This is a genomic window from Amycolatopsis sp. NPDC104587 (genome assembly GCF_055583645.1).
On record NZ_JBVJNO010000012.1, the window covers coordinates 57345 to 80493 of the forward strand.

The following is a 23149-nucleotide window of genomic DNA, read 5'->3' on the forward strand; positions in this document are numbered from 1 at the left end:
CCCCTCGGGCCGAACGTCGCCGCGGAGGGACCACAGCCGCCCCTCCCCCGCTCGCCCAAGTGCCGTCGACCCCGGATGAGGCGGCGTGGACCTACGCGATCGCGCGCGTCGATCGCTCCGGCCGCGTCTGCGAGCATTCGATCGTTGACGCGCTCGGCTGGACCGTCGACGACACCCTCGTCCTCACCACCGTCGGCGCCGGCGTCGGGATGTACCGCCGCGCGGCAACCGGCTGGTACCGCCTCACGCCCCGGCGCGAGATCCGTATTCCCGCACCGATGCGCGCAAGGTGCGGAATCACCAAGGGCGACCGCCTCTTGCTCGCCGCCAGCACCGACAACGACACGCTCGTCGTCTACACGATGCCTGAGCTCGATCACCTGCTCGCGCCCCATCACGACGCCAACCTGCTGGGAGGCTGCCGATGAGCGCGGCACCCATCGACGAGCAAGCCGTCGCCGCGGCTGCCGAGATTGTGCTCGCCAAGCTCGGTCTCTCCCTCGACAGCGTCGTCGACCTGGCCAAACCCAAGGTGCTGCCGACGTTCGCCGAGTACGCTCCCGAGGTCGAGAAGACGACGCCGGACACCTCGAGCGTGACCTGGAAGTTCTACTGGAAGGTGCTGGTCGAGGAGTGGGGCGACCGGCGGATCGACGAACCTCGCGCCTCGGAGATCAACCAGCTGGCCAACCTGGTTCAGCAGCGTGCAGCAGCAAAACCCCAGGGCTCCACCGGCCTGGGGGCCAGGGCTCTCTTCATCGACGCTGTGAAGTGCTTCTACCGGTGCGCTGCCGACGACAAGCTGATCACCTTCATGGACAGCCCGGTCGCCACCATCAAGAACAGCAAGCACCGAAACACGAGCCGAAGGGCTCTCACTCCACGCGAACTCACCGAAATCAACGGAACCGCCGCCAGCTTTGGCCCCGACCCGCTCCTCGACAGCCTCGTGCTGCGGCTGCACAGCGAGACCGCCTGCCGCGCCGGCGGCGCGCTCAACCTGCGTCGTCGCGACCTCAACCCGATGGACCTCACCGTTCTGCTGCGGGAGAAAGGCGGCAAAAGCCGCCGACAACCCGTCTCACCGACTCTGCTCAACGCGCTGCTGGAGCACATCGGCTCCCGTGTTCCAGGCCGCGCGCCGGATGACCAGGTACTGCGACTGCGCAACGGCACCCCGCTCCGCTACCACCACTACCAAACGTTCTGGAACCGGATCTGGCGGATTCTGCCGTGGGCCGAAACACTCCACGTCACGGCGCATTGGCTGCGGTACACGACGCTGACCTGGGTGGAGCGCTCTTTCGGCTACGCGGTCGCGGCCGCCTACGCCGGGCACGCGGGCCCAGGGGCCTCGAGCGACCGCGGCGGAGTGACATTGACCTACACGTCGGCAACCATCCACGAAGTCGCGGCCGCGTTGTCCGCACTCACCGGAGAGCCGCACCCATTGGCCGAGTTCGCAACCCTGGAAGCAGAGGCGATCGACCTCGGCGCGCGCGCAACCCGGTCGCCTCTCGCAGGCTGGGTCGCCACGAGCGAGGGCGATGGCGACTTCGCCCGGCTCGGAGGTGCTGGGTGACTACCCCCGCGGACCTCGACCCCGTCGAGCAGGTCCTGGCTCAGTACGAGCTCGCACGAGAGCAAGGCGAACGCAAGCCTGGTCGAGGCAAGCTGTCAGACGCCACCGGGCTCAGCCCGCACTACATCCGCCAAGCCATCGACAGGATCAACGCCACCGGCGCCGCGAACGCGCCCGAAACAGCTCCGCAACGACCGATCGCCAGCTCCGCTGGTCCCATGGTCGAAGCTGGCGAACCCGCCCACGGGTCGGCAACCAGATCGGGCCCGCCAAATGGACTGGCTTCGGTGACGGCACCGCCGGTCAACGTCACCAGCCGGACGACCGGCGCTCACCGTGGGCGCCAGACCCAAGCCGGAGCTGGCGATGGTCAGCCCGCGCTAGGTCGATCCGTTGGCGAAACTGGTGCACCAGGTCGTCCGCCAATAGTTCCTGCGACCAGCCGCCCCGAGCAGACACAGGGCCGTACGTCAGTCTTGCCAGCTGGCGAACTGGGGCTCCAGCTGGAGTCCTGCGCGCCGCAGCACCAGCCGCGCGAGCCGGAATCCTCGTTACCAGATGGAGGACGCACTGGTGGGATCGTGGTCAGTTGGCTCGGGTTCGTGTTCGGCTCGCTCACCTCGATCGCCGCCAACGTCCTCCACACCTGGCTGCCCGCCAATTCGGAGCCGACAGGGTGGGCACCGGGCCTGGGTCCCCAGATCGGCGCCAGCGTGTGGCCGATCGCCTTGATCCTCACGGTCGAGGTGCTCACCAGGGCGTTCTGGCGACGGACGTGGTTCTGGAGCGCAGTGCGCTACGGCATCGGGTCGATCGTGGCGTTCGGATCTTTCGCGATCTCGTACGGCCACATCCACGCGGTCCTCATCGCATGGCACTACGACCCAATCGCCGCAGCCATTGGTCCGCTCGTCCTCGACGGGCTGATGACAATCAGCGGGCTCGCCCTCATCGCCGGCGAACTCCGCGGCGCAGGAGCGAAGCACTGACCCTGTAGTCGTGGGTGCGGCGACCACCTCAGCCGCATCCACGACTACAGCGATCAAGGTACGAACGTGCATTGCGACGCAATCGCCTTCACCGGGTCGCTGCGGTGATCAATTACCCGACGTCGGGATCGGCCTCCCGACCGGCGTGCCGACTACGTCCCGTCGAGGCCGTGAAGCTACGAACCGAGCCAGGTCGTAGCCGCCGATCTCCCAAGCAAGATCGCTGTTGCCCACTCACCAAGCGCAACCGGTGGCTCGCTCGACAACAACTACGCCACAGCTCTCCCTAGGTTCACCGGCCAATTCTCGACATCAGCGCAGTCGCACTAGAACGCACGTTCGATTTGCGCCGCACGCTCGAGTATATAAATCGTTATACATTCACTGGGCTCTGGCTCCTCGATTTCAAAGAAAACCGGCGCGCACGTGCCCCATCCTTCGAGCAGCAATCACGGCCGGGGATATACAATTCCCCGCCGAAGCTTCCCCGCACTGAAGTCTCCCTGACCTGTAGCTTGGACGAATCGGCTGCGAGCAAGAAATGTCCCACGTATTTGTGTCCGAGGACCAAGTTGATCTATAACCCCAACCTGAAGTTCGCCACCGACCTGCAGCTTGAGTGAATGCCGTAGATTGGCGACCTACTTAACGCGACGACGGCACCCTCGACTGGTCGCTTCCCCAGCCAGCCACCTTGGCGACCGCCGAGCACGGGCGGTGCGCCAAGCCGACACTGAGATACGCGACCACTGGCCACCGGTCGATCTTGAAATGCTTGTAGGGCTGTCCGCCGCATCGACCAGTGTGAGCTGGTAAGCGCCGCTCTCAGCCAACTCATCAGCGTTCTCTGCGGCGGCCTCGTTCATCAGTTTGCGCGCCTCGAGCCAGCTGCCGGGGTACCCGAGGGCGCATCGATCATCATCCGGGCGAAGAGGCTGCTGGACCAGCTGCGCCGCCAACGAGGACGACATCCAGGGGTTCATCACATACTCGGCTGACCTGCACCGGTAAGCTCCTCATGGTGTAAGTATGGGGCCAGTCATGCGGCGATGGGCCGTGGATTAAGACAGTCGACGGGCAAGACACCGCATTCGTCCATCCCCGGCGGAGACGACGTTACGGGCGCCGACGGGTGACGTGCACCGCGATCCGCGGCCCCCGCTATTGTGGAGCCGATCGGCCGGGGGATCCGAGAGAGGTTGCGCAGGCATGACGGATTTTTTGGATGGCTACCCGCTCGACTGGACCGATCCGCGGCTGCGCGAGCTGCGCGAGGTGCTGGGCTCGGCGTTCTATCGCCCAGAGGAAATCGAGCCCCTGGCCGTCGAATCAGGTGTTCCGCCCACGGCCGTCGCCTGGGGGCAGCCCGCCCACCGCATGTGGTTCGACGTCCTGAACGAAGCCGCCGCGCAACTCGTCATACGACAGCTCATTTCGCTAGCAGTGGAGCGCCGTGCCGCGCTCGGTCGACGAATCGGCGAATTGCTCGGGGACGCTCCGGTACTCGGCGCGGACCTCCTCGCCGACCGGCCGTCGACGCTCGCGGCGACCGATACCCGCTGGCGGAACTTCACCGGCGACAACACCGAACGGCAGATATTCGCCGACGAAGAAACCTTGCTCGACATTTCCTTTCTCGAACGCGGCCTTCGCTGTTCGCAGGCCGTTTGCCGACTGACCGTCGCCCACGGATCCCGGCTTTTCCACGGCACCGGGTTCCGGATCGGCGTCTCAACGATCCTGACGAACCATCACGTGCTGTTCGATGCGGACAAGGAGTCGCCGGCAACCCGGGTGCTGGCCGAGTTCCGTTACGAGCTTGGCACCGACGGCACGCTGCTCGAGCCATTGGCCGTGGAGTGCACTCCGGCCTCGATCAAGGGCGAATCCGCACATGATTTCGCCGTCGTCTCGGTCTCTGCGCCCTTGCCCGACGATGTGCCGATCCTCTCCCTGACCGCGATCCCGCCGGTCACGGTCGGTGACCGCGTTTCGATCGTCCAGCATCCGCATGGCTTACCCAAAAAGCTCGCGCTGCACCACAACTTGGTCCGGCACGTCGACGACGACGTCATCCAGTACTGGACAGACACCGAAGCCGGATCGTCGGGATCGCCGGTGTTCGACCGCGACTGGCGGGTGATCGCACTGCACCACCAATGGGTCCGTACGAACGGCGAGGACGGGGTGGCCTTCCGCAACCAAGGTCGTCGGGCGAGCCGGGTGACCGAACGGCTCGTCGAACTCGGCGTGGATCTCGCGCAGGCGTAGCATGACCCGCTGGATCGACGACCCCAAGTGGCACGACGCGACTGCGCGCTTGCTGCACAAGACGCTCGGCGACGCCTACTACCGCGTCGACGACCTCATCGAGATCTATACCACGGTGGGCCTGCCGCCGCAGGAGATCCACTGGGATCAGAAGGCCGGTGCGTTGTGGCCGGTGATCACGCGCGACTGCGCCGATGCCGGGAAGCTCGATGAGCTGATCGATCTGGTGAAGTGCCGCAAGCCCGCCACTGCGGGGGCGCTTGACACCGTCCTCGCCGCCCGCGTTTCCGGCGCGAACTGGTACTCTTCCGCGGATCGACACCTGTCGCACCTGCTGGGCCCCGGCTGCGCCCGGGCCCTGCTCGACAGGCGCGAGCTTCGCGCCCATCTCCGAGATCTGGCTGAGTACGACTATCCCGTGCTTTCGATCACCGGTGAGCCAGGCAGCGGGAAGTCCTACAGCCGGCACCTCATCGGCCACATCGCCAACGATCCCGCTCTCGTCTGCGATTTCTTAGTTATCGACATGGAAGACGAGTTCTACGACCGGGTGGAGCTGGCAGGCTTCATGACGATCCTGGCCACCAGGCTCGGCTTGGCCGCGAACTTTGAGGTGGATCCGCACACTGAAGAGTCCCGACAGGCGCGCGAGCTCGTCAACATTTTCGTCGGCCGGTACGCCCAGCTCCCCCGTCGCTTGCGCTGGATCTTCGTCGATGGCTTGGACCGTCCGACGGTGCAGCCCGCCGTCCGTATTGCTGTAGCGCAGCTTGCCAAGGAGGTCGAGGCTGGGCAGTTGCCGAAGACGCGGCTGATCGTGACCGGCCATCCAGGTGACTTCTCCCCTGCTGTGCTCGAGGTACTCCGACACGAGGAGCTCGCGGACCTCACGTGGGCTCACGTTCACGGCTTTTTCAGAGGCATCGCCCAGCACATCGGCCGGGAGCTGCCCGAACAGCACCTGGCTGAGCTCGTCGACCGGGTCGTCGCCGAAGCGGACCTGACCGATCTGCGGCTGCTGGGCGCGGCCGCCAGCCGCACGGCCCACGCCCACTTCGGGCCCGGGACCGGATCATGACAGCGAAAATCGAGGAGCTCCGGCTACGCGCGGCCCTGTTGTCGCACTACGAGCTGCCATGGCTAGGAACCAGCGAGGAGCTGGCCCACGCCGACGGCGCAGAGCTATTTTCGGAGTCGGCGCGCGTGCGCACCGGCGACGGGCACCGACACTGGGCACTCCACGATGCCGTGCGCCGATCTGCTGTTCGAAGGGCCAACGCCGACCGGGTGCGCGCGGCCTGGAAGGCGATCGCCCAGCGGCCGGAAGACGATCGCCAATGGGCGATCGACCACCACGTCGGCGGCGGCTCGCCCGTCGACCTCGACACCCTGCCGATGTCCCGGCTCCGGGCGGTGGCCTGGCTCGCGAGATGGCTGGGCGACTCCGGTGTGCCGACCCCAGACACGAACGAGCTGGTCCGGGAGCTTGGCCGGGGTGAGCTCCTGGAGCCCCTGCGGGCGTTGGCCGGAGAGCACTTCGTCGGACGTCAGGACGTGCTCTGGCAAATGGCGGACCAGTTCCGCGGCGGGCTCGGTCCACTGCTTCTGCACGGCGCTGGCGGGATCGGCAAGTCCGCGCTGGCCGCGCGGTACCTCCTCGCCGGGGCCGACCGCGACGGCACGCTGATTGGCTACCTCAACTTCGACAACAGCGTGCTGGAACCGGCTGAGCCTGTGAGCCTGGTGGCCGCCATCGCCCGGCAGCTCACCACACAGCTTGCCGAGCCGACCGTAGGCCAAGACGCCGCGGCGGCGCTCGCCACGCGGTGTCACGAGCTGATGAGGATCAGCGGACGCGGAGCCGGCCGTCCGGGCCCAGACGGCGATTTGGGGTCGACGCTGCCGAGCTTGGTGGCCGAGCTGGCCGACCTCGCCGGGAATCGGCGGACGATCGTCGTGTTCGACACCTTCGAAGAGGTCCAGCGACGTGACCTACCCATTCAGCAGCTCGTCGGCGACCTCCTCGCAGAGTTGCAGATCCAGCTGCGACGACCGGAGTTAATCATCGCGGGCCGGGCCCCGGTTCCGTGGCTCGGCGGCCGGCAGATCCATTTGATCGGACTGCCGGCGAACGAGGCGGTCGAACTCCTTTCCCAGCTGCTGCCGGGCGAGTTCGGCCGAGACGAGGCGCTGCGAGTCGTCGACATGGTCGGTGGCAGCCCGCTGGCGCTGCACCTCGCGGCCGCGGTGCTGCGCTCCGCGCCGCGGGACAGCGCGCTGCAGGACATCGCCCTCCATCGCGGGACGATCGAAGGTGAGCTGTACCGGCGGCTTCTGGGCCATATCGCTGACCCCGACGTCCGGCGGATCGCCCATCCAGGGCTCACGCTGCGCAGGGTCACGCCCGAGCTGATCCGTGACGTGTTGGCGCGACCGTGCGGGTTATCCGTACGGGACGACGCTCACGCCGAAGCGCTGTTCCAAGCGCTCGCCCGAGAGGCGATGCTTGTCACCCGGGTGCCCGGGCAGCAGGCGGTGATCCACCGCGCCGACGTCCGATCGACCATGCTGCGCCGGCTGGCCGCCGACGAGGCGGATGTCATCAACCAGATCCACCGAGCGGCGATTAGATTCTACCGGAGCCGAACCGGTGTGGTGGCGCGCGCCGAAGAGCTCTACCACCGGCTTATGCTCGGCCAAAGCCGGGTGACCTTGGACCAGCACTGGGACGATTCAGTGCTGAGCCGCCTCACCCAGTCCGTCCAGGAGCTTCCGCCCGCGTCGAAGGCCTACCTGGCATCGAAGTCGGCCACTCTGGGCGTCTCCGACGAGGACCTGCTGCAGGCCGACGCCGAAGTTCGGCGCAAGCTCGTGATCCGCCGGGCCTCCCAGCTCATCGAGGCAGGCAACGGAGACGAGGCCCTGCACGAACTCAACGGCCACGACTACTACCACCGAGACGAGTCCGCGCTCGTGGGGCAACTCCGGATCCAGGCTTTGAAGCTGACCGCACGACCGGTCGAAGCGCTGGACGTCGCGGTCGCCGGTCGTCGCCGGGCAGCCCGCGACGGCGCCGTGGCCGATTTCGTCACCTTCACTCTGGACGCCGCAGGACTACTCGAACAGGTCGGACGAGCAGCCGAAGCGAAGTCCTTCGTCACCGAGACGCTGACGGAGATCCGACGGTTGCCGCAGACTCAGCCGCACCGGCTGCATCGTCTGGAGCTTGTCGTCGCCCTCCTGCGGTTGCGGCGCTACGGCCTGGATCTGGGCGGACGGCTGGCAGATGAGCTAGCCGCAGAAGCGATCGGCATCGCCGAAGAACTGCCAATCCGGGAAATCACCAAACGACGGACGTTGCTCCGGGACCTTGCCGCGGAAGTGGGCGAACGCTCTCCGTGGCTCCTGGACACGGCACTGCGCACGCTGGGTCTCGAAGGCTTCGACGCCGACCTCGTCGCCGGCTGGTCGACCGGCCAGTCGCGCCTAGGACGCTTTCACTCAGGAATTCGTGCCCTCGACGCACTGAACACCGATGCCTCGGTCGCCCGCACAGTCTCGGAAGCATACCAATCCGAAGCCGAATCGCTTCGCTACCGGGAGTTCGAACGGTCCGACGGCCGCGCACCCGATGGGCCCCGTGCCACTCTCCCTGTCGACGACTTCAGCCGGCTGTTCGATTCCGTCGACTTACCGAGAACTGAGCTCGATCGGATCGATCAGATGCAACGCCTGGTCACCGTCAACCCAGCTCATACCTACCGAATGCTCGCCAGCACGCTGGACGAGCTGCAAGAAGCCGCCTCCCCAGCGACAGCCGGCCAGCGCATGCGCTTGCGCGTTGCTTTGGGCAACGCCGCGGGTCACGGCCGCAGCCCGGCAGCGGGGCTCACGCACCTCGAGATCGCGGCGGCCCTTCTGAGCGAGCTTCCACCGGCCGACCAACAAGATCTGAGGCCAAGCCTGGAGACCGAGCTGGCTGTGCTGCTCCACCGCCTCGGCCGGCCCGCCGAAGCCCTTACCCACTACGACACCGCGATCAGGCTCCGGGAACGACTCGGGAGAACTGGCGGCCCACTGATCAGCTTGCTGCTCAATCGCGGCATGGCCCGAATGACGACGCGAGACTTTCGTGCTGCCCGTCAAGATCTAGCAAAGTGCGCCCGGCTCGCCCGACAGGCCAGCCTGTCGGCCGTGGAGGCCCGCGCGCAGCACATGCTCGGCGACTTGGCGCTCCTGGAGGCCGATATCCCGCAAGCTCTGCAATGCTACGAACGTGCCGAGCGCGGGTATCGAGAGGCTGAGCCGGACCGGCTCGCCCGGCTACTGATCGACCAGGCACGGGGGTTGCTCGCCGCGGGCCTCGCCGAAGAAGCCGACAACGTGCTCGACGAACTGCTGCCGCAGCTCCGAGCGAGCAAAGCCGGGCACGACCTCGCGGAAGCCGAGCTCACGAACGCGGCCGCGAAGCTCCTGCTGGGGTCGCCAGAAGAGGCGCGGCACCTCGCTGAATCGGCACAACGCCGACTTGCCCGCCGCAAGAGCGACGCGTGGGCGGAGGTCGCAGCCTTGACCCGGCTGCGCGCAGCGACCGCGCTCGTTCGTTCCGGCGACCGGGTGAAGAGAGCATCAGTCCACGACGCGGTCAGCCTGGCCGAGCGCCTGGAATTAGCCGGTCTGCCCGACGAGGCGTCGGTGGCCCGGATGCTCGGTGTCCAGCTCGCGCTGGCCGGTCAGCACGCCCCGATTGAGGCCTCTGACCTGCTTCGAACCGTCCGTGCACCCGGTACCACGGCCCAGATCGACCGCAAGATGCTGTGGCGACTCTGTCACGCCGAACTCGCGGTCGCTCGCGGGGATCACCGGCGCGCTTTCGCTCAGGCTCGCCAGGGGCTGGCGGAGCTCGGCCGAGCCCGTGATCGCCTGGGCGGCCTCGACCTGATGACCGGTGTGGCCGTGCACGGGTACGAGCTGGGGCAGCTGGCCGTCGACCTCGCGCTAGCCGACGGACGACCGCGGTCAGTGTTCGGCTGGCTGGAACGGACAAGGGCTCAGGCCTATCGCTACCGGCCGTTGTCTACTGTCGACGCGGCCAGCGGCTCCGTCGAGGCACACCGATTACGCTCGCTGGCCCGGGAACTCGCTAACGCTGAGAGCGAAAATCGCGCGACTCCTGAACTGCGATCCGCCTACTTTCGGGCTCAGCAAGAAGCGATCACGCCGGCTAGAGCCGTCGATCCCTTCGGTCTCCCGCGAGCCGTGGCGACCCTCGACGAGGTCAAGGCCCGACTGGGCGAGCGCGCCCTGGTGATCCTGGGCCACAGCAGAAACAAGCTCTCGGCCGTCGTCGTGACGCGGTCCCGGACCAGGCTCGTCCAGCTGGACACCTTGTCCAAGGCCGAACAGCTGATACGGGAGCTCTCCGCCGACGTGGACGCGCTCGCCCCGGACAACCTGCCCCAGCCCCTGACCGAAGTAGTGCGGCGGTCGGCGGCCCAGCGGGCGGCGCTGCTCGACAACATCCTCGGAACGCCCATCACGGACGTGATCGGCGACCGCGAGCTGGTCATTGTGCCGACCGGACTTCTGAACGCTCTGCCCTGGAGCACCCTGCCCTCCTGCACCGGACGACCGATCGTCATCGCCCCTTCCGCAACCGCTTGGCTACTCGCCGAAGAAACACCCGTGACCAGTCAGTCGGTTACCTTGGTGAGCGGCCCGGCAATCGAGGGATCCCGAGCAGACCTCTCAGCGTTGTCCGGGTTCCATCCGGTCGCGCGGATCTTGGACGGCCCCCAGGCAACCGTCGACCAGGTGTTGGAACACATGGAGGGCGCCGGCCTGGCTCATCTGGCCGCCCATGGCACCAACGAGACGGGCAACACCATGTTCTCCCGCCTCGAACTGGCCGACGGCTCCCTGTTCGCCTACGAACTCGCCCGGCTTCGCCGATGTCCGCAGCAGGCCATTCTGGTGGCTTGCGATGTGGGTGCAACGCGCTCACGCCTCGGTGATGAATTTTTCGGCTTCGCCGGCGCTCTGCTGCTGCGTGGGTCGGCGCGCGTGGTCGCCCCGCTGCACCGGGTCGGTGATCAACCGGCTTCGGAGACCATGGTAAGCCTCCACCGCGAGATCTCCAGGGGCCGCCCGATGGCTCAAGCCTTGGCGCAGGTGGTAGCCCAGGATCCGTTCCGCCGCCCGTATGTCTGCTTGGGCAGCGGCTGAGACAGTACGCCCGCTGCACGCAGCAGCACCGGACGGCCGCCCGAGGTCTGGCCGATGGTCGACGGGGTCGGCGGCGGCGAGCACCCCTGCCGGCCGAGCTCGTCAAGCACCTGCAGTCGCCGACGATGCAGTCGAAGCTCCTGCGTCTCGACGACCGTCCCACGAGCGGCATCAACGCCACGCTGCCGGTATTGATCATCTCTCGACCTCAGACATCCCCACGTCGCCGCATTTCCGGCGCCTCCAAACCCGCCGCCGGGCATATCGGCGGCCGGCTGCGGGAAGTCAATTGTCCTCGCCTGCTTCGGCCCGCCAACTCGATAAGACGTCCGGCCGGAACGGCGATGGTCCCTTCATCTGCACCGTCCGCCCATCGTCGATCTTGCCGGCCAGCTCACGGAGCCGTTCAGCGCCCCGCGCCGGCCAATCGTTCGCCAGCGCCCAGGCGTACACGGCTTCGCGCGGCAGCCGATAGCCTCCCTTGTGCAGGATGCGGAGCACCGCGACCGCATCCCGATGGTCGAGCGCGCCCGCCAATTGGTTCGCATGGTTAACCATCGCTGACAGGTGCTCCAAGGCGACCTTGACCACGGGATCCAGCGCAGCGTCGTCAGCGTTCAGCACGGGCTCGGCCCCGGACAACCTTTCCGGATCAGCGGCAATCTGCCACGCATCGGTCTCACCATCCGCCCAGGGGATGACGCACAACGCGCGTACGCGTGGATCGTCTGCGATCTCGGCCAACTTATTGCGACTGGGCCACGCTGCGAGCACAGGGCCGCCGGACCACCCGCCCATACTTTGCCAGGAACCCACTACGACGCCAGGCACCTTCGAGAGTTTCTCAATGTGGTGGTCTGCTCTCTTGATGTCACTCTTTTTGGGGACGTAGAGCAGAATCTGACCACCGACCGCGTCCAGTTGCTCCACGACCCAGCGGATCCCTGCCACTTGAGCACGCTCTGGGTACTTGGAGCCACTACAGGTGACCGCCGACGGGTAATCGTGGAGCCGCAGGTTCACTTTCCTACTCCTCACGGACAGGTCCGTCGATTGTGCACCAGCGTCGGCTAGATTGAAGCGATGCCACTCACACCGGCGCGTCAACGCAACGCTGTATCGGAGGGGACCGCACTCGGCCTGCTCACCTCGGGCCGTGATTCCCTGCCATACGACAAAGTCAGGATAGACCTGGCATTCGCCGACGCGTGGCGGTCATGGTCGTACCGAACTCAATTCCCGCAAGTCAACACCGACATGGCCAAGGGCCTAGACGGCGTGCACGTCATGACACGAGCTGATATCGACAAGCAGGCATTTGCCCTGTACTGGCCCCAAGAAGGAGCCGTCTGGCACATTCGTCCGCGACAGCCCGACTGGACACCGGCGAGCACCGACGACCTCGACTATGCGCTGGAGATGATCGGCAGCGACGTGCCCCTGATCGGCTGGCAGGAACCTGCAGGTCAGTTCCTGGAGCGTTTCGAACGAGAATCTTAGCTCGTCGGCCGCTGCGGCGACCCATCCGGACGAGGGATTCACCGGCGCCAAGTCCCGGCGAGTGGTTCCGGTGTGGCTCAGCCGAGCGAGCCAATCGCAGCCAACGGACCGGGTACCGGGCGGCGTTACGCCGTTGCGGAAACCGACTTGCGGCGTACTCGTATCCTGACCTGTTCGGCTCCGCTCAGGCTGAAGCAGGAAAGGAATCCCCTCATGAGTACAGGCGCCAGCCGTCACACCGCCGTCTCGCGAGCCGTCACGCCGTCACACGTGCTGTGACAGCGTCGAAGTTGATCGACCTGCGGAAACATTGCCTGTGACGGCTGTGACTGGCCTGTTCAAATCCGTCACAGCCGTCACTAGAGTGCCGCCCTGCAGGGCTCTGGGCGTCGGCGAAGCGGCCGTCACAGCTTGCCGGCGAACGTAGTGCTCGGCGCGACGCGGTGACGAGTTCGGCTGCCGTGGCCGTGGGGACAAGACCCTCGGCTGGGTCTTGGACAAACTCGGCGCCAACAAGATGTACAGCGACCCGAGCATCCGCAACAAGCTGGTACAGGTGTTCTCCTTCGCCTACAACGGCTACAACGGCTACAACAGCCTCACCGGTGGACACGGGTTCGCCAACACCAGCCGCGACTTCGCCGTCGCCTTGTTCAACTGCCTCGACTACGAAGGCATCTACCAGCTCATCGAGACCTGGATGCGCAACCATCTGGCCACCGGCGCACTGGACGGCGCCGGAGCGGTGCGCATCAACAAAGGCCTGGAGAACCTGCGCGAGATGTTCAAGTGGCTGGAGTTCGGACAGGTGGTCATCGACGTCAGCGACGCGCTGATCTGGGGATCACTTCCCGACTCTCCCATCATGATCGAGCACTACGCCGCGAGGCCAGCAGCCGACGACCTTGGCCGGACACTCAAACCGGCATGTGTCCGCCCAACCGGCTACGTCTGGGAGATCGACATGATCTGCCAGAATGCCGCCTACGCCCGTCAGCAGCAGCCGACCGGGGGCGGCGGCGACACCGGTCTCTCGCTGGGCAAGATGATCCGCGACACCGACGGGCACGCCTGGCTGGTCACCAATCCTGACCAGAAGATGCACTCGATTCCCGACGGTGGAACCTACATCTGCCTCAGCAAGCACTACGCGATCGATTGGGGCCTGGACACCGACGACCTGCGCGCCTACCAGCAGGCATCCGGCGCTCTCGGCGAGGATGCGACCTGCGACGGCTCACGGCCACCGACCCACAAGGTCACCAAACAGGACAACCCGGATCTGGCCGCGGTCCTGCGGATCGACGGTGGCCCGGAATCGTGGGTGGTCCTGGGCGGCTACCGCTACGCCATTCCGTCTGGAACCGAGTTCACCTGCTGGGTGAACCCGCAGTACCGAGCGAACATCGAGTTCGACGTGTACGACTTCGTCACCCCAGCCGAACTCCAAACCTGGCCGATCGGCAACGGTTCGATAAGCAACTGCGGTGACCCGGAACATCCGACGTTCTGAACACACGCGACCAGCGGCCCCGGACACTTCAGTGCACCGGGGCCGCAAGCGTGCCCGCACATCTGCGTGGCTCATCGCGGTGGACGCAAAGCCAGGGCCAGCAGCCTTGGAGCACGCAACTGAAACACAACGGCCACGAACTGCGACAGTAAGATCATGTTCACGCACCATCGATTCGGGCTAATGCCGTGACTGCGATGATGTCGGCCGAGGTCGTCGGCCCGGTCTGGTGCGAGCCAGGCCTGGATCTGAAGGCGGGGCGGTACCCGCTCTCAGTCGAGTCGTCGGTCATGGGCATGGTGGACACGCTGGTACCGGGCGTGTCCACCCTGACCACGCTGGCTCGGTACTACTCCCTCTACTGGGCGCTCGCCGACGTCGCAGGGCGACGGGACTGGGATACCCGCACGTGCCAGACGGTTCTCCGACGGTCGGAAGTCGCTCTTGCCCTGGTTTCCCGCGGCAAGACGATCGCCGCGCACGGCGCCGGCTGTGTCGAAGCCATGGTCAGCCGAGGACAGATCGACGAACTCGCCGAAATCGGCCGCGCCTCCTACTCACCCCGTCCGTGGGGTTTCTGGTCGCAGTACAACGGGCCCAGCGCCGTCTTGGGCACGGTCACCGTGGACAGCAGCGCCCTGCGGCCCGGCCCCCGCGAGTGTCCCCCCGCCGTCAGGGAGATGTTCCGGCCCCTGCTGGAGCTGGCACACGACCGTCCAGTCCACCCCGACGACGTCGCTCACCTCTCTGGGCTGGCCATGGACGCGAACGAAGCCGCGGACCTCGAGCCGCTCCGTGACCTCATCACCGCCTCCCGCGACGGCCGGCACGACCCGCAGGAATGGACAGGCAACGACCGAACCCGACGATCCACGCTACGGATCCTGGCTCGCTCAGCCATGCTCCAACCAGACGCTTCCAGCTGGTCGGAGGCCCTTCACGACTGCGTCGCCTACGGTAACCGGATCCGAACCGACCCCGTCCTGTCGGCCGAAGACCGCGCCCAAGCGTGGCGCGGCACCCTCCTGCGGCGACTGTCCGTCGGAGCCTGGCGGCGGTTGTGGGCAGCACTGGTCGAGCAGGTCACCACGCGCGGCTCGGCGACCAAGGACGACCTCTACCAGTGGATCTCCGCCGAAGTGCCGGCCACGACAGTGCGAGCCTTCCTGGCAGGGTGCCCGAGCCTCGTCGATGCAGAAGGAGAGCCGAACCCAGCCGAACGGCAAGTGCGCGACGGCCACACCGCCGTCACGGCCGACCTGGCCGCGCTGCTCTTCGGGGGTCAGCGCAAGAACCAGCTCTCCGGCCGTAGCCAAGCCGCCTTCCTCGGCCGTTACCCCGAACGGAAGCAGTTCCTCGATCCGCACTGGGTGGCCTACCGTCACCGTGAGCACGAAGGTCAGCCGATGGCCGAGCTTGCGCGGGCCTTCGTCGACGACATGCTCGCGCAGTCCCGACGAGTCGCGCTACGCAAACTCCGGCTCGACGCCCAGGGGCGGATGAAGCTGTTCACCAAACTGCACGAACGCAACGGCCAGTACTACGCGGCCGGCACCGAAGGCGCCGGCAACGTCGGGCTGCGCGTCGATCAGTTCGAGTTCATCGCCCGCCAGCTGGATCTTGCCGAGCGCAGCGACACCGGTCTCGTGATCACACCACTGGCAGCGCAGGTACTGGAGCTGGCGGCATGAACCAGATCGCCTACCAGTTCCATTCCCCGCTGTCGTTGCTGCAGGAGTGGGACGGTCGAGCCGACGGAGCGCCACTGCGCGAGTGTCTCGTCACCGGCTACACCCTCGACCTGGTCTTCTTCGAGCGGCACTGCGTGCCGACCGCTCGCGCGCTGGGTGCTCGCGTCACCGTTCTAGGCGATGCGGGCAACGCCGTGCACGAGGCGGTTGACGTCCGGCAGGCGGGCCGGGCCTATCAGCACGCCCAGGTCAGCTGCGGCGGGGCGTTTCATCCGAAGGTCGTGATCTTGGCCGGTGACGACGACGTCTGGGCGGCGATCGGCTCCGGGAACCCAACCATGTCCGGCTGGGGCCACAACCACGAGCTGTGGCTCGTCCTGCGAGCTTCCCGGCACCAAGGGCCGGCGGCCATGCGCGACGTCGGTGAATGGCTCGCCGAGCTGCCCCAAGTAGTCAAGATGCCGTCCTGGATTGCCGACACCGTGACCCACGTCGGACACTGGATCACCCCGGGCGAGCTCGACAGCTCCCTACCTGACCTGCAAATCTTCGGGAACCTGCGGCATTCCTTGCTCGGGCAGCTGCCAGCCGGGCCGGTGCGCTCGCTGCGAATGACGGCGCCGTTCTTCGACGCACGCGCCCGCGGCGTCCAGTCGTTGATCGACAGGCTGCAGCCGCGCGAGGTCGACCTGGCACTCCAGGAACAAGTCTCCCAGTACTCGGGGGAAGCCCTCGCCGCCGCCACCGCATCCGTCGCTCTCACCCGGTTCCGCTACCTGGACGAGGGACGTACCCGGCACGGCAAGCTCGTCGAATGGACCGTCGACGACACGACGATCGCCATGACCGGCAGCGCCAACCTCAGCGCCGCCGCGCTCCTCGCCACCACCGCGGACGGTGGCAACTGCGAACTCGTCACCACGATGCCGGTGCCCGCATCCCTACTGCCAGAAGGCACAGCTGCCGACCGCGCGACCATCATGCGAAACAACACGATCCCTGTTAACGCAAACGCGCGTCAGCAGTACGCGCTCGTCGTGCTCGGCGCGCGGCGAATACAGCACACGATCTCGGTCGAGCTCGTCACCACCACAAGCGTGCCGATCACCATCGAATCCTCCCCCGACGGCACCCCCGGAACCTGGACAGCCCTGCACGTCTTCACCGCCACCAGCAGAGCCACCCAAGTCGTCGCGCTCGCAGCGCCGGAAGCGCTCGGCGGAGCGGTCCGCGCCCGAGCCGAACTACCGGGCGAGCGTCTCGTCTCCCCCGTCGTCTTCCTCACCGACACAGCCCGATGCCGGCCCCGCGACGACACCACCAATCAGCCGCGGATGACACTCATCGCCGAGGACGACACCGTCTTGACCGACGAGGTTCTCGCGCGCCGGTTCAACGCCGACCTGCTCCGAATGCTCAGTCACGTCCAGGAGCACAAGCCGGCCACCGGGGCTTCGGCCTTGCGCGCAGGCACCGGTGCCACCACAGCCGCCATGCCGCCCGACGAACGGTGGGGCATATGGCTGGAGTCCGTGGAACGCAGCCTCGGCCCGCACCTCACCGGACTGCTATTTCCGGGCGTACTTGCCACTCCCGGCCTGGCGGCCACCGGCTGGTCCGTCGATACTGACGTCAACGACACCGAGCTGGCGGACGGCGAGAGCGACGACGCGGTCGAAGACTTGACCGAAGCCGCCTCAGCCCGCTCTGCGCGGCTCGCCCCAGATATTCCCGCTTCACAGCGGGCTCAGTATCGGTCTTGGGCCCGCCGGTGGACACGCGCCGCGACCGCCACACCGCGCCCACCGCTCGAGCTGCGGATGCTTGTCACCCGCACCTACCTGGTGCTGCTCGCCGCCGCGGTATGGGGCACCGACGAGGCGTGGCGCTCCGACCTCAGCGACCTGACGCGCACCCTGGTGCCGGATACAGCAGAGCAGGAGGACGTGCCCGGTCAAGCGCTCGACTTCGTTAGCTCCCTGATCGCGGTCTGCCTCGCTCTGCTGCTGCAGGAGGCCAGCCTCCACGGCGGCGCGGAACACGACATCGTCGCCAAAGCAGCTTGGACCGACGCCGCCGACCTAGCCGCCTACGCCGACCCGAAACTCGCCGAGGAATACCTCCACGTTCCCGACAGGCCATACGCACGTGTGCCGTCCTGGAGCGAGGTCGAAACGGTCATCGACCTCGCCGCCGCCGCAGCCGACGACCCCCACGCCGTGGACCGCGCCACACTCGAGAGCGAGGGCCTGCCAGCGCGCATGATGGACGGCGCGTGGGTCATCGACGGAGAATTCCGCAACCCGCGCCGCATGGCAGCCCGCGTCGCGACTCTCGTCACATCCCCATCCGCGGTCGTCGCACGAAACGCATCGAAAACAACCATCGTCCTGCGCGACGGGCGAACCCTCGCGATCGCCGAATCGACCGCACCACGCTGGCGTGTCTACACCCTATCTCCGATGAGCACCCCTTTCTCTCTACTTACCGGCGATGAGGGGCTGCCCTCGGGCGCGAGGACATATCCACTCAACCCGATCCCGGTTGCGGTCCGCGCACTCACCGAGGCAGCCCGAATCAACGAACAGCTGCTCGAGGCCGCACTTCGCATGTAGACCGCAATTCAATGTGCCGCTGAGCTCCCGCAACGTAGACGTTCCCGGCGCCGAGGTCATCCGCCTTCCTCCCCCGCGCTCCTTCCATCCGGACGCGGCGGCGTCGGCGGCCGACGAAGTCGAACTCGTCCCCGGACACGCTGTGGGCAGCGGCCAACAGGCCGGCAGGGTCGGCATGCAGCCGGTGTGCGGGTGTCAGCCAGCGACTGCCGCAGTACCAGGACATCCTGCCTCCAGACTCACCTGGAGGAGGATGCTTGCCCTAGGCGCAACTCCAACGTCATGACCAGCAGAACCTAGTGGCAGGGGAGCCGTCAACTCCAGACGGTCGCTGCCACGTTCAAAGCCTTACCCGGCCCCTTGATGCGCAGATACCCGATCCTCGTCCCGGCCTCGGTCGACTGATCGGTCTTGAAGCAGACGAACGTCATGTCGTCGAACGCGTCATCAGCCAGGCGGTTGGATAGCGGACTCTGGTTCAGTGCGGTCTCGCACTGATCCCTCCGAGGAGGCGTTCTACCTGCGTACTCCGCGACCGTGTGGCGTTCAGTGACCTCCCAGTGGGCCGATGGCCCGAACGGTGGGCCGCAGTCGCCGAAGCGCAGAATCTCCGCCGTCCCGGCGACCTTCTTGTTGTCGTCGGCAGTGCTGCCGTGGAAGAACGACGACACCTTGCGCTCGTCGAAGTCGATCCCCACACCCTCGCAGTTGGGCACGGCAGGAACCACGTAGTCCTGCTCGCGGTAAAGAACCGGCGACGAGTCAGCCGATGTGGCGGGAGAGTTCGACGTCGATGCCGACGAAGCACTGGAGGACCCGGCGTTCGAGGACGACACGACGGGCGGTGGCGAAGAGCTGGTTCTCGACGCACTCGATGTCGGCTGCGACTCGGTTCCAGACGTCGTCGATGACGTCACGACCACGACGACGATGACGGTCAAGACGGCCGTGACCAATGCGGTGATGGCAATGGTCTTCCCTTGCTGACGACGGGCCAACGAACTACCAGACGCAGGCGCATTCGCGTTTCGACTCCCAGCAACCTCGCCCTTCTCGTCGTGCAGGCTGTCGACCTCTTTCTGCTGCGAAGAAGGACTTGTCTCCACCTCAGTGCGATCAAGTCTTCTCGCCGGCACATGGATCGTGCGCAGGGCGAAGTCAGGTCCAGCGGGCTGGTCAAGCTCGGGTTCGGCGTCGTCCTGGGAGTGCGTGTTCCGATTCACGGGCGCATGCTAGCTACACGTCCTTGATCGTTTGGTGGTTTCCTCAAATCCACCCTTACATCACGCAGCCGCCGCGGCGGAGCCCTGGGGCCACGAACTACTCGGCAAACTGGCCACCGACGCGCTGAACGGCATGTGCGCAACCACCGGCGACGGCTGGATCCACGGCCGCGCCGCCGACCCCTACCAAGCGGTACGGCTGGAAGCCCACGACAGCCGCCGCAGCGACGAGGACGGCAACTGGACTCGGATGATGTCGACACAACGAACCGGTGCGAAGTTCGTCATCCCGATCGTGGTCGTGGTCGCGGTCAGGCTCGTGCCTCACGACGCCCCTGCCGCCCGTCCTGCCGAACAGCAGGGGCTGCAGGCGACCGGGTGCCTCAAGCAGCTTTGCGGCCCGAACAGCAACATCGCACAGTCCCCGCCGGGGTTCGACCAGCCGCAATCTCGCTTACTGGCGGTACCCTCCATCCAGCCTAGTGCCTCATCAAGGAACGTTGACGTCGTAATCGTGTCGCGTGGACCTCCGGGCCGGTGATCGCGAGGCTGACTCCTGGAGGTGAGTCAGGGCGCGTCAGCCGGAGGTGTTCGCGCGGCCGTTGAGCCGGAGGAGGCCCAGCGGTTGGTCAAGATCACGAGAACGCAGCGGAGCGGACAACTCAAAGAACAGCGTTCAACGCCGCGATCAGGGTGTCTTCGACGCCGTCACCTTGGGCGTTGCGCAGGTAGTGCGCGATGATGCCGTACGCGCACATCGCGCCGCCGCCCATGCCGAGGAAGTCATCGGACCAGCCACAGGTGTAGCGCCAGGCACCACCGGTGATCAGCAGCTCGTCGGTGGGCAGGTAGGTGGGCACCTCGCCGGCGTATCCGGAGAACCAGATGCCGTTGGTGCCGCCGTAGCGGCTGCGGCAGTAGGCGGCGTAGCCGGACACTGGTTCCCCGCCCAGGAAGGCCAGCCGCAGCGGGGTTCCGCCGGCGAAGCGCCAGGTTCGCACCGTAAACGGGGGCGTGAACGCAAAGCTGTGCGCGTCGATCTGGTCGATCATGACTTCGGCGTGGCGACTGACCCACTCTGCCGCAATGGCCCGCCGGGCGACGAAGTTCGCGCAGACCGCCGCGAGATTGCCGGGGTGTCGGTGATGTCGAGCCGGACGTCGACCTCACGGTAAGTAGCCAGGATCGGGCCGGTGACCGGCCGGTCGGGTGCGGCGATCGCGTTGATGACCTTTGGCCGAGGTCTACCGCCGAACGGTGGATGGATTAGCCGGGGTACTCACGCACTCTTTCCATCCGCCTGCACGAAGACGAGACTGTCCGGCATGGCCAGCATCCGACATCCGGCTCAGCGGAGGTCGAGGGTGCCGGCGTTCGTCGGGATCCTGCTCGTGGCCGTCCGGTGTGCCATCCGGTTGACCGCATCGTCGACCAGAGGGAAACCTGCTCCCGGAGAAGGAAAAATATACTATGCGTGCGAATACTATTCCCAATGCCGGGACTATTTCATTCCGGAGTCGGAGTATCACCCGGACCGGCCCAGCAACTGCCGGACGCACCGACGGCCGATGACCACTCCGGTGATGCTGGTCCGAGGACACTGGGTGCTGGCCGGCCCGCCTCCAGGAGGGCGGTGACGATGAGCGATCTCACCGCCCTCTCGAAGGAGAGTGTCAAGAGCCTCGGCGCCGGCGCGTATCTGGTCAACGCCCTGCCCGGCGCAGTGCTCGTCCTGTCGCTCGCCGCGTTGGTCGAAGCACGCATCCTGCCCTGGTCCCAACCGCTGATCCGCGACGGCCGACCCGTGGCACCGGGACTGCCGTCGGTGGTGGAGGCGGTGCGGGTGAACAGTGTTGCCGGCGGCGTCGTCCTGCTGCTCGGCATCATCGTTGTGGCGGTGCTGCTTCGACCGTTCCAAATACGGATCGTTCAGCTGCTGGAGGGCTACTGGCGCCGGGGCGGCCTGCTGAAGGCGATGGCCGTCGAACGGCACGTCAGGCAGGCGCGCATGATCGAGGCCCGCAAAGACCTCCGCTTTCCTCAACGCCCGGCCTGTGCAGACTTCCGCCAGGTGGCCGACCACGCTCGGGACATGCACCGCGCGAGCCGGATCAAGGACCGGGCCAAGGAAGACAGCCGGCTCTACCCCCGCAAGGCAGAGTGGATCCTGGCCACCAGGCTGGGCAACATCCTGCGGCGGGCCGAGACCACAGCCGGCGAACGGTACGGCCTGAAGACCGTCGAGGTCTACCCCCGGCTCTACCCCCATCTCTCACCGCGCCTGGACGCACAGATCAATGAACAGCTCAACGCGATCGACGTAATGGCGACGTTCGTCCTGGTATTCGGGGTCGAGACGGTGGCGTGTGCAGCGTTGCTGCAGCGGCTCGACTGGTGGAGCACGATCCCCCTCGTGTTCGCGGGCCTCGCCGGGCTTTCCTACCGTGGCGCCACCACGGCGGCGGCCCATTACGGCGGATTGCTGATCACAGCATTCGACTTGCACCGGTTCGACATGCTCAAGGCCATGCGGTTGCCGTTGCCCGAAAACGGTCAGGACGAGTACGAGTCCAACGAGCGGCTGGTCGATCTTCTCCTGGCACCCAGCCGTGAGATTTCACCCGAAGAACGTGAACGGTTCGTCTACGAGCACCCGGAAAAATCCGAAGAGCCATCGGCGGAAGCCGAAAAAAAGGATCAGTCCGGATGACAGGCCAGCCGAACCGGATCACCGGTCTAGGACGATGCGACCGAATACTCCGGTCACATGGATCACCACTCTGACAATCTCGCCACCAGCACTCTCGTCAGCCATCTTCACTTGATCGACAAGCGCGTCCAGCTGTTCGGAAAATTCCCGGAGTTCAGGGTGGGCAAACAGGGTGGTCGAATTCAATTCACCGGAAAAGCCGACACACTTGGTGGCTTCCACCCGACCTGCAACCACCACCCAGTTGTACGGCAGCACGATCTTGACACGAGAAAACCAGCAGGAGACGAACACTTCCAGCAAAGCGGTGTCATAGTTGGCTTCGGCGTCTTTGAGATCTAGTTCCGTCTGCGCAAACACACTCAGCAACCGTATTTGTTTAGGAAGTATGTTCCCGGCGCTGGCCGCGATTCTTCGACCGTATCCCACGCGCCGGTAGGTGTGCACCGGATCGATGAGATCGCCGCTGAAGGCGGAGCGCGACTGCATCGCCGAGACCAGCGCCCCCAAGACCACCAGGCCACCTCCGGCGATGAGAGCGGGGTCAACGTTCTGTTGGAGCAACAGCAGGGCCAGCCCGGCACCGGCCGGCAGCGCAGGCCACTTCCGCTTCCCGACCGGCACGGCGACCCTCAGCATAACCACCGCGGCAAGCCCCAGCAGCAGAACGCCACTGTGCCGAATCGTCCAGTGCGCCAATTCGAGCAATGCCCGCGGCCCGGCTACGGCCAGGACAGTTCCGACGACCGCCAGAAGCGTTCCCGCGACAGCCCTGCCATTCACCCGGCACTCACCGCGACCACCTCAGCACGTGATCGCAGCCGGAACAC

17 protein-coding genes are annotated in these 23149 nt (G+C 66.3%); 13 read left to right on the plus strand and 4 right to left on the minus strand.

The features are described from left to right. Nucleotides 1–59: 59 nt before the first annotated feature. From ACZ61C_RS33215 to ACZ61C_RS33240, 6 genes are all read left to right on the plus strand, one after another. Entirely contained in the window at nt 60–428 is a 369-nt protein-coding gene (locus ACZ61C_RS33215) for a hypothetical protein (RefSeq protein ID WP_465311824.1), read from the plus strand. Beyond that, entirely contained in the window at nt 425–1582 is a 1158-nt protein-coding gene (locus ACZ61C_RS33220; RefSeq protein ID WP_465311825.1) for a tyrosine-type recombinase/integrase, read from the plus strand. Before ACZ61C_RS33215 ends, ACZ61C_RS33220 begins: the two co-directional genes overlap by 4 nt. Nucleotides 1583–2163: 581 nt before the next feature. After that, nucleotides 2164–2571, plus strand: a complete 408-nt coding sequence (locus ACZ61C_RS33225; RefSeq protein WP_465311826.1) for a hypothetical protein — start codon at nt 2164–2166, stop codon at nt 2569–2571. Between the two features lie 1209 nt (nt 2572–3780). Beyond that, nucleotides 3781–4842 (plus strand): trypsin-like peptidase domain-containing protein, encoded by a 1062-nt coding sequence (locus ACZ61C_RS33230; protein ID WP_465311827.1) that lies wholly within the window; start codon nt 3781–3783, stop codon nt 4840–4842. 1 nt (nt 4843) lies between these two features. Beyond that, nucleotides 4844–5920: a hypothetical protein gene (locus tag ACZ61C_RS33235; RefSeq protein ID WP_465311828.1), complete on the plus strand. Its 1077-nt coding sequence runs from the start codon at nt 4844–4846 to the stop codon at nt 5918–5920. Continuing rightward, nucleotides 5917–11067 (plus strand): CHAT domain-containing protein, encoded by a 5151-nt coding sequence (locus ACZ61C_RS33240; protein ID WP_465311829.1) that lies wholly within the window; start codon nt 5917–5919, stop codon nt 11065–11067. The genes ACZ61C_RS33235 and ACZ61C_RS33240 overlap by 4 nt, the downstream gene beginning before the upstream one ends. 285 nt (nt 11068–11352) lie before the next feature. Here the strand turns inward: ACZ61C_RS33240 and ACZ61C_RS33245 are convergent, their stop codons facing one another. After that, nucleotides 11353–12090: a hypothetical protein gene (locus ACZ61C_RS33245; protein WP_465311830.1), complete on the minus strand. Its 738-nt coding sequence runs from the start codon at nt 12088–12090 to the stop codon at nt 11353–11355. A gap of 60 nt (nt 12091–12150) precedes the next feature. Between ACZ61C_RS33245 and ACZ61C_RS33250 the strand changes: the two genes are divergently transcribed. The 4 genes from ACZ61C_RS33250 to ACZ61C_RS33265 all read left to right on the plus strand — a co-directional run bounded on the left by ACZ61C_RS33250 (nt 12151) and on the right by ACZ61C_RS33265 (nt 18386). After that, a complete protein-coding gene (locus ACZ61C_RS33250; protein ID WP_465311831.1) occupies nt 12151–12567 on the plus strand; it encodes a hypothetical protein in 417 nt (138 codons plus the stop codon). Between the two features lie 493 nt (nt 12568–13060). Then, a complete protein-coding gene (locus tag ACZ61C_RS33255) occupies nt 13061–14080 on the plus strand; it encodes a hypothetical protein (RefSeq protein WP_465311832.1) in 1020 nt (339 codons plus the stop codon). 197 nt (nt 14081–14277) lie between these two features. Further along, nucleotides 14278–15771: a hypothetical protein gene (locus ACZ61C_RS33260; protein ID WP_465311833.1), complete on the plus strand. Its 1494-nt coding sequence runs from the start codon at nt 14278–14280 to the stop codon at nt 15769–15771. Further along, the gene (locus ACZ61C_RS33265; RefSeq protein WP_465311834.1) at nt 15768–18386 is read left to right on the plus strand and encodes a hypothetical protein; all 2619 of its coding nucleotides are present in this window, start codon (nt 15768–15770) and stop codon (nt 18384–18386) included. The genes ACZ61C_RS33260 and ACZ61C_RS33265 overlap by 4 nt, the downstream gene beginning before the upstream one ends. A 314-nt stretch (nt 18387–18700) precedes the next feature. On the opposite strand, the gene ACZ61C_RS33270 is transcribed toward ACZ61C_RS33265, so the two are convergent. Beyond that, nucleotides 18701–19114, minus strand: coding sequence for a hypothetical protein (locus ACZ61C_RS33270; RefSeq protein ID WP_465312103.1), 414 nt, complete (start codon nt 19112–19114; stop codon nt 18701–18703). Between ACZ61C_RS33270 and ACZ61C_RS33275 the strand changes: the two genes are divergently transcribed. Next, the gene (locus tag ACZ61C_RS33275; RefSeq protein ID WP_465311835.1) at nt 19040–19297 is read left to right on the plus strand and encodes a hypothetical protein; all 258 of its coding nucleotides are present in this window, start codon (nt 19040–19042) and stop codon (nt 19295–19297) included. The genes ACZ61C_RS33270 and ACZ61C_RS33275 overlap by 75 nt on opposite strands. Nucleotides 19298–19643: 346 nt before the next feature. Continuing rightward, on the plus strand, nt 19644–20150 hold the full coding sequence (locus ACZ61C_RS33280; RefSeq protein WP_465311836.1) for a hypothetical protein: 507 nt from the start codon (nt 19644–19646) through the stop codon (nt 20148–20150). 121 nt (nt 20151–20271) lie between these two features. Here the strand turns inward: ACZ61C_RS33280 and ACZ61C_RS33285 are convergent, their stop codons facing one another. Next, a complete protein-coding gene (locus ACZ61C_RS33285) occupies nt 20272–20661 on the minus strand; it encodes a hypothetical protein (RefSeq protein WP_465311837.1) in 390 nt (129 codons plus the stop codon). A 587-nt stretch (nt 20662–21248) separates the two neighbouring features. Between ACZ61C_RS33285 and ACZ61C_RS33290 the strand changes: the two genes are divergently transcribed. Further along, nucleotides 21249–22319 (plus strand): hypothetical protein, encoded by a 1071-nt coding sequence (locus tag ACZ61C_RS33290; protein WP_465311838.1) that lies wholly within the window; start codon nt 21249–21251, stop codon nt 22317–22319. Nucleotides 22320–22337: 18 nt separating this feature from the next. On the opposite strand, the gene ACZ61C_RS33295 is transcribed toward ACZ61C_RS33290, so the two are convergent. After that, a complete protein-coding gene (locus ACZ61C_RS33295) occupies nt 22338–23102 on the minus strand; it encodes a hypothetical protein (protein WP_465311839.1) in 765 nt (254 codons plus the stop codon). Between the last annotated feature and the right edge of the window lie 47 nt (nt 23103–23149).

Excerpts from the sequence above, each read along its gene's own strand:
- ACZ61C_RS33250 (WP_465311831.1), top strand. The coding sequence starts at position 12,151 with ATGCCACTCACACCGGCGCGTCAACGCAACGCTGTATCGGAGGGGACC.
- ACZ61C_RS33235 (WP_465311828.1), top strand. The coding sequence starts at position 4,844 with ATGACCCGCTGGATCGACGACCCCAAGTGGCACGACGCGACTGCGCGC.
- ACZ61C_RS33290 (WP_465311838.1), top strand. The coding sequence starts at position 21,249 with ATGAGCGATCTCACCGCCCTCTCGAAGGAGAGTGTCAAGAGCCTCGGC.
- ACZ61C_RS33285 (WP_465311837.1), bottom strand. The coding sequence starts at position 20,661 with ATGATCGACCAGATCGACGCGCACAGCTTTGCGTTCACGCCCCCGTTT.
- ACZ61C_RS33230 (WP_465311827.1), top strand. The coding sequence starts at position 3,781 with ATGACGGATTTTTTGGATGGCTACCCGCTCGACTGGACCGATCCGCGG.
- ACZ61C_RS33240 (WP_465311829.1), top strand. The coding sequence starts at position 5,917 with ATGACAGCGAAAATCGAGGAGCTCCGGCTACGCGCGGCCCTGTTGTCG.
- ACZ61C_RS33260 (WP_465311833.1), top strand. The coding sequence starts at position 14,278 with ATGATGTCGGCCGAGGTCGTCGGCCCGGTCTGGTGCGAGCCAGGCCTG.
- ACZ61C_RS33265 (WP_465311834.1), top strand. The coding sequence starts at position 15,768 with ATGAACCAGATCGCCTACCAGTTCCATTCCCCGCTGTCGTTGCTGCAG.
- ACZ61C_RS33220 (WP_465311825.1), top strand. The coding sequence starts at position 425 with ATGAGCGCGGCACCCATCGACGAGCAAGCCGTCGCCGCGGCTGCCGAG.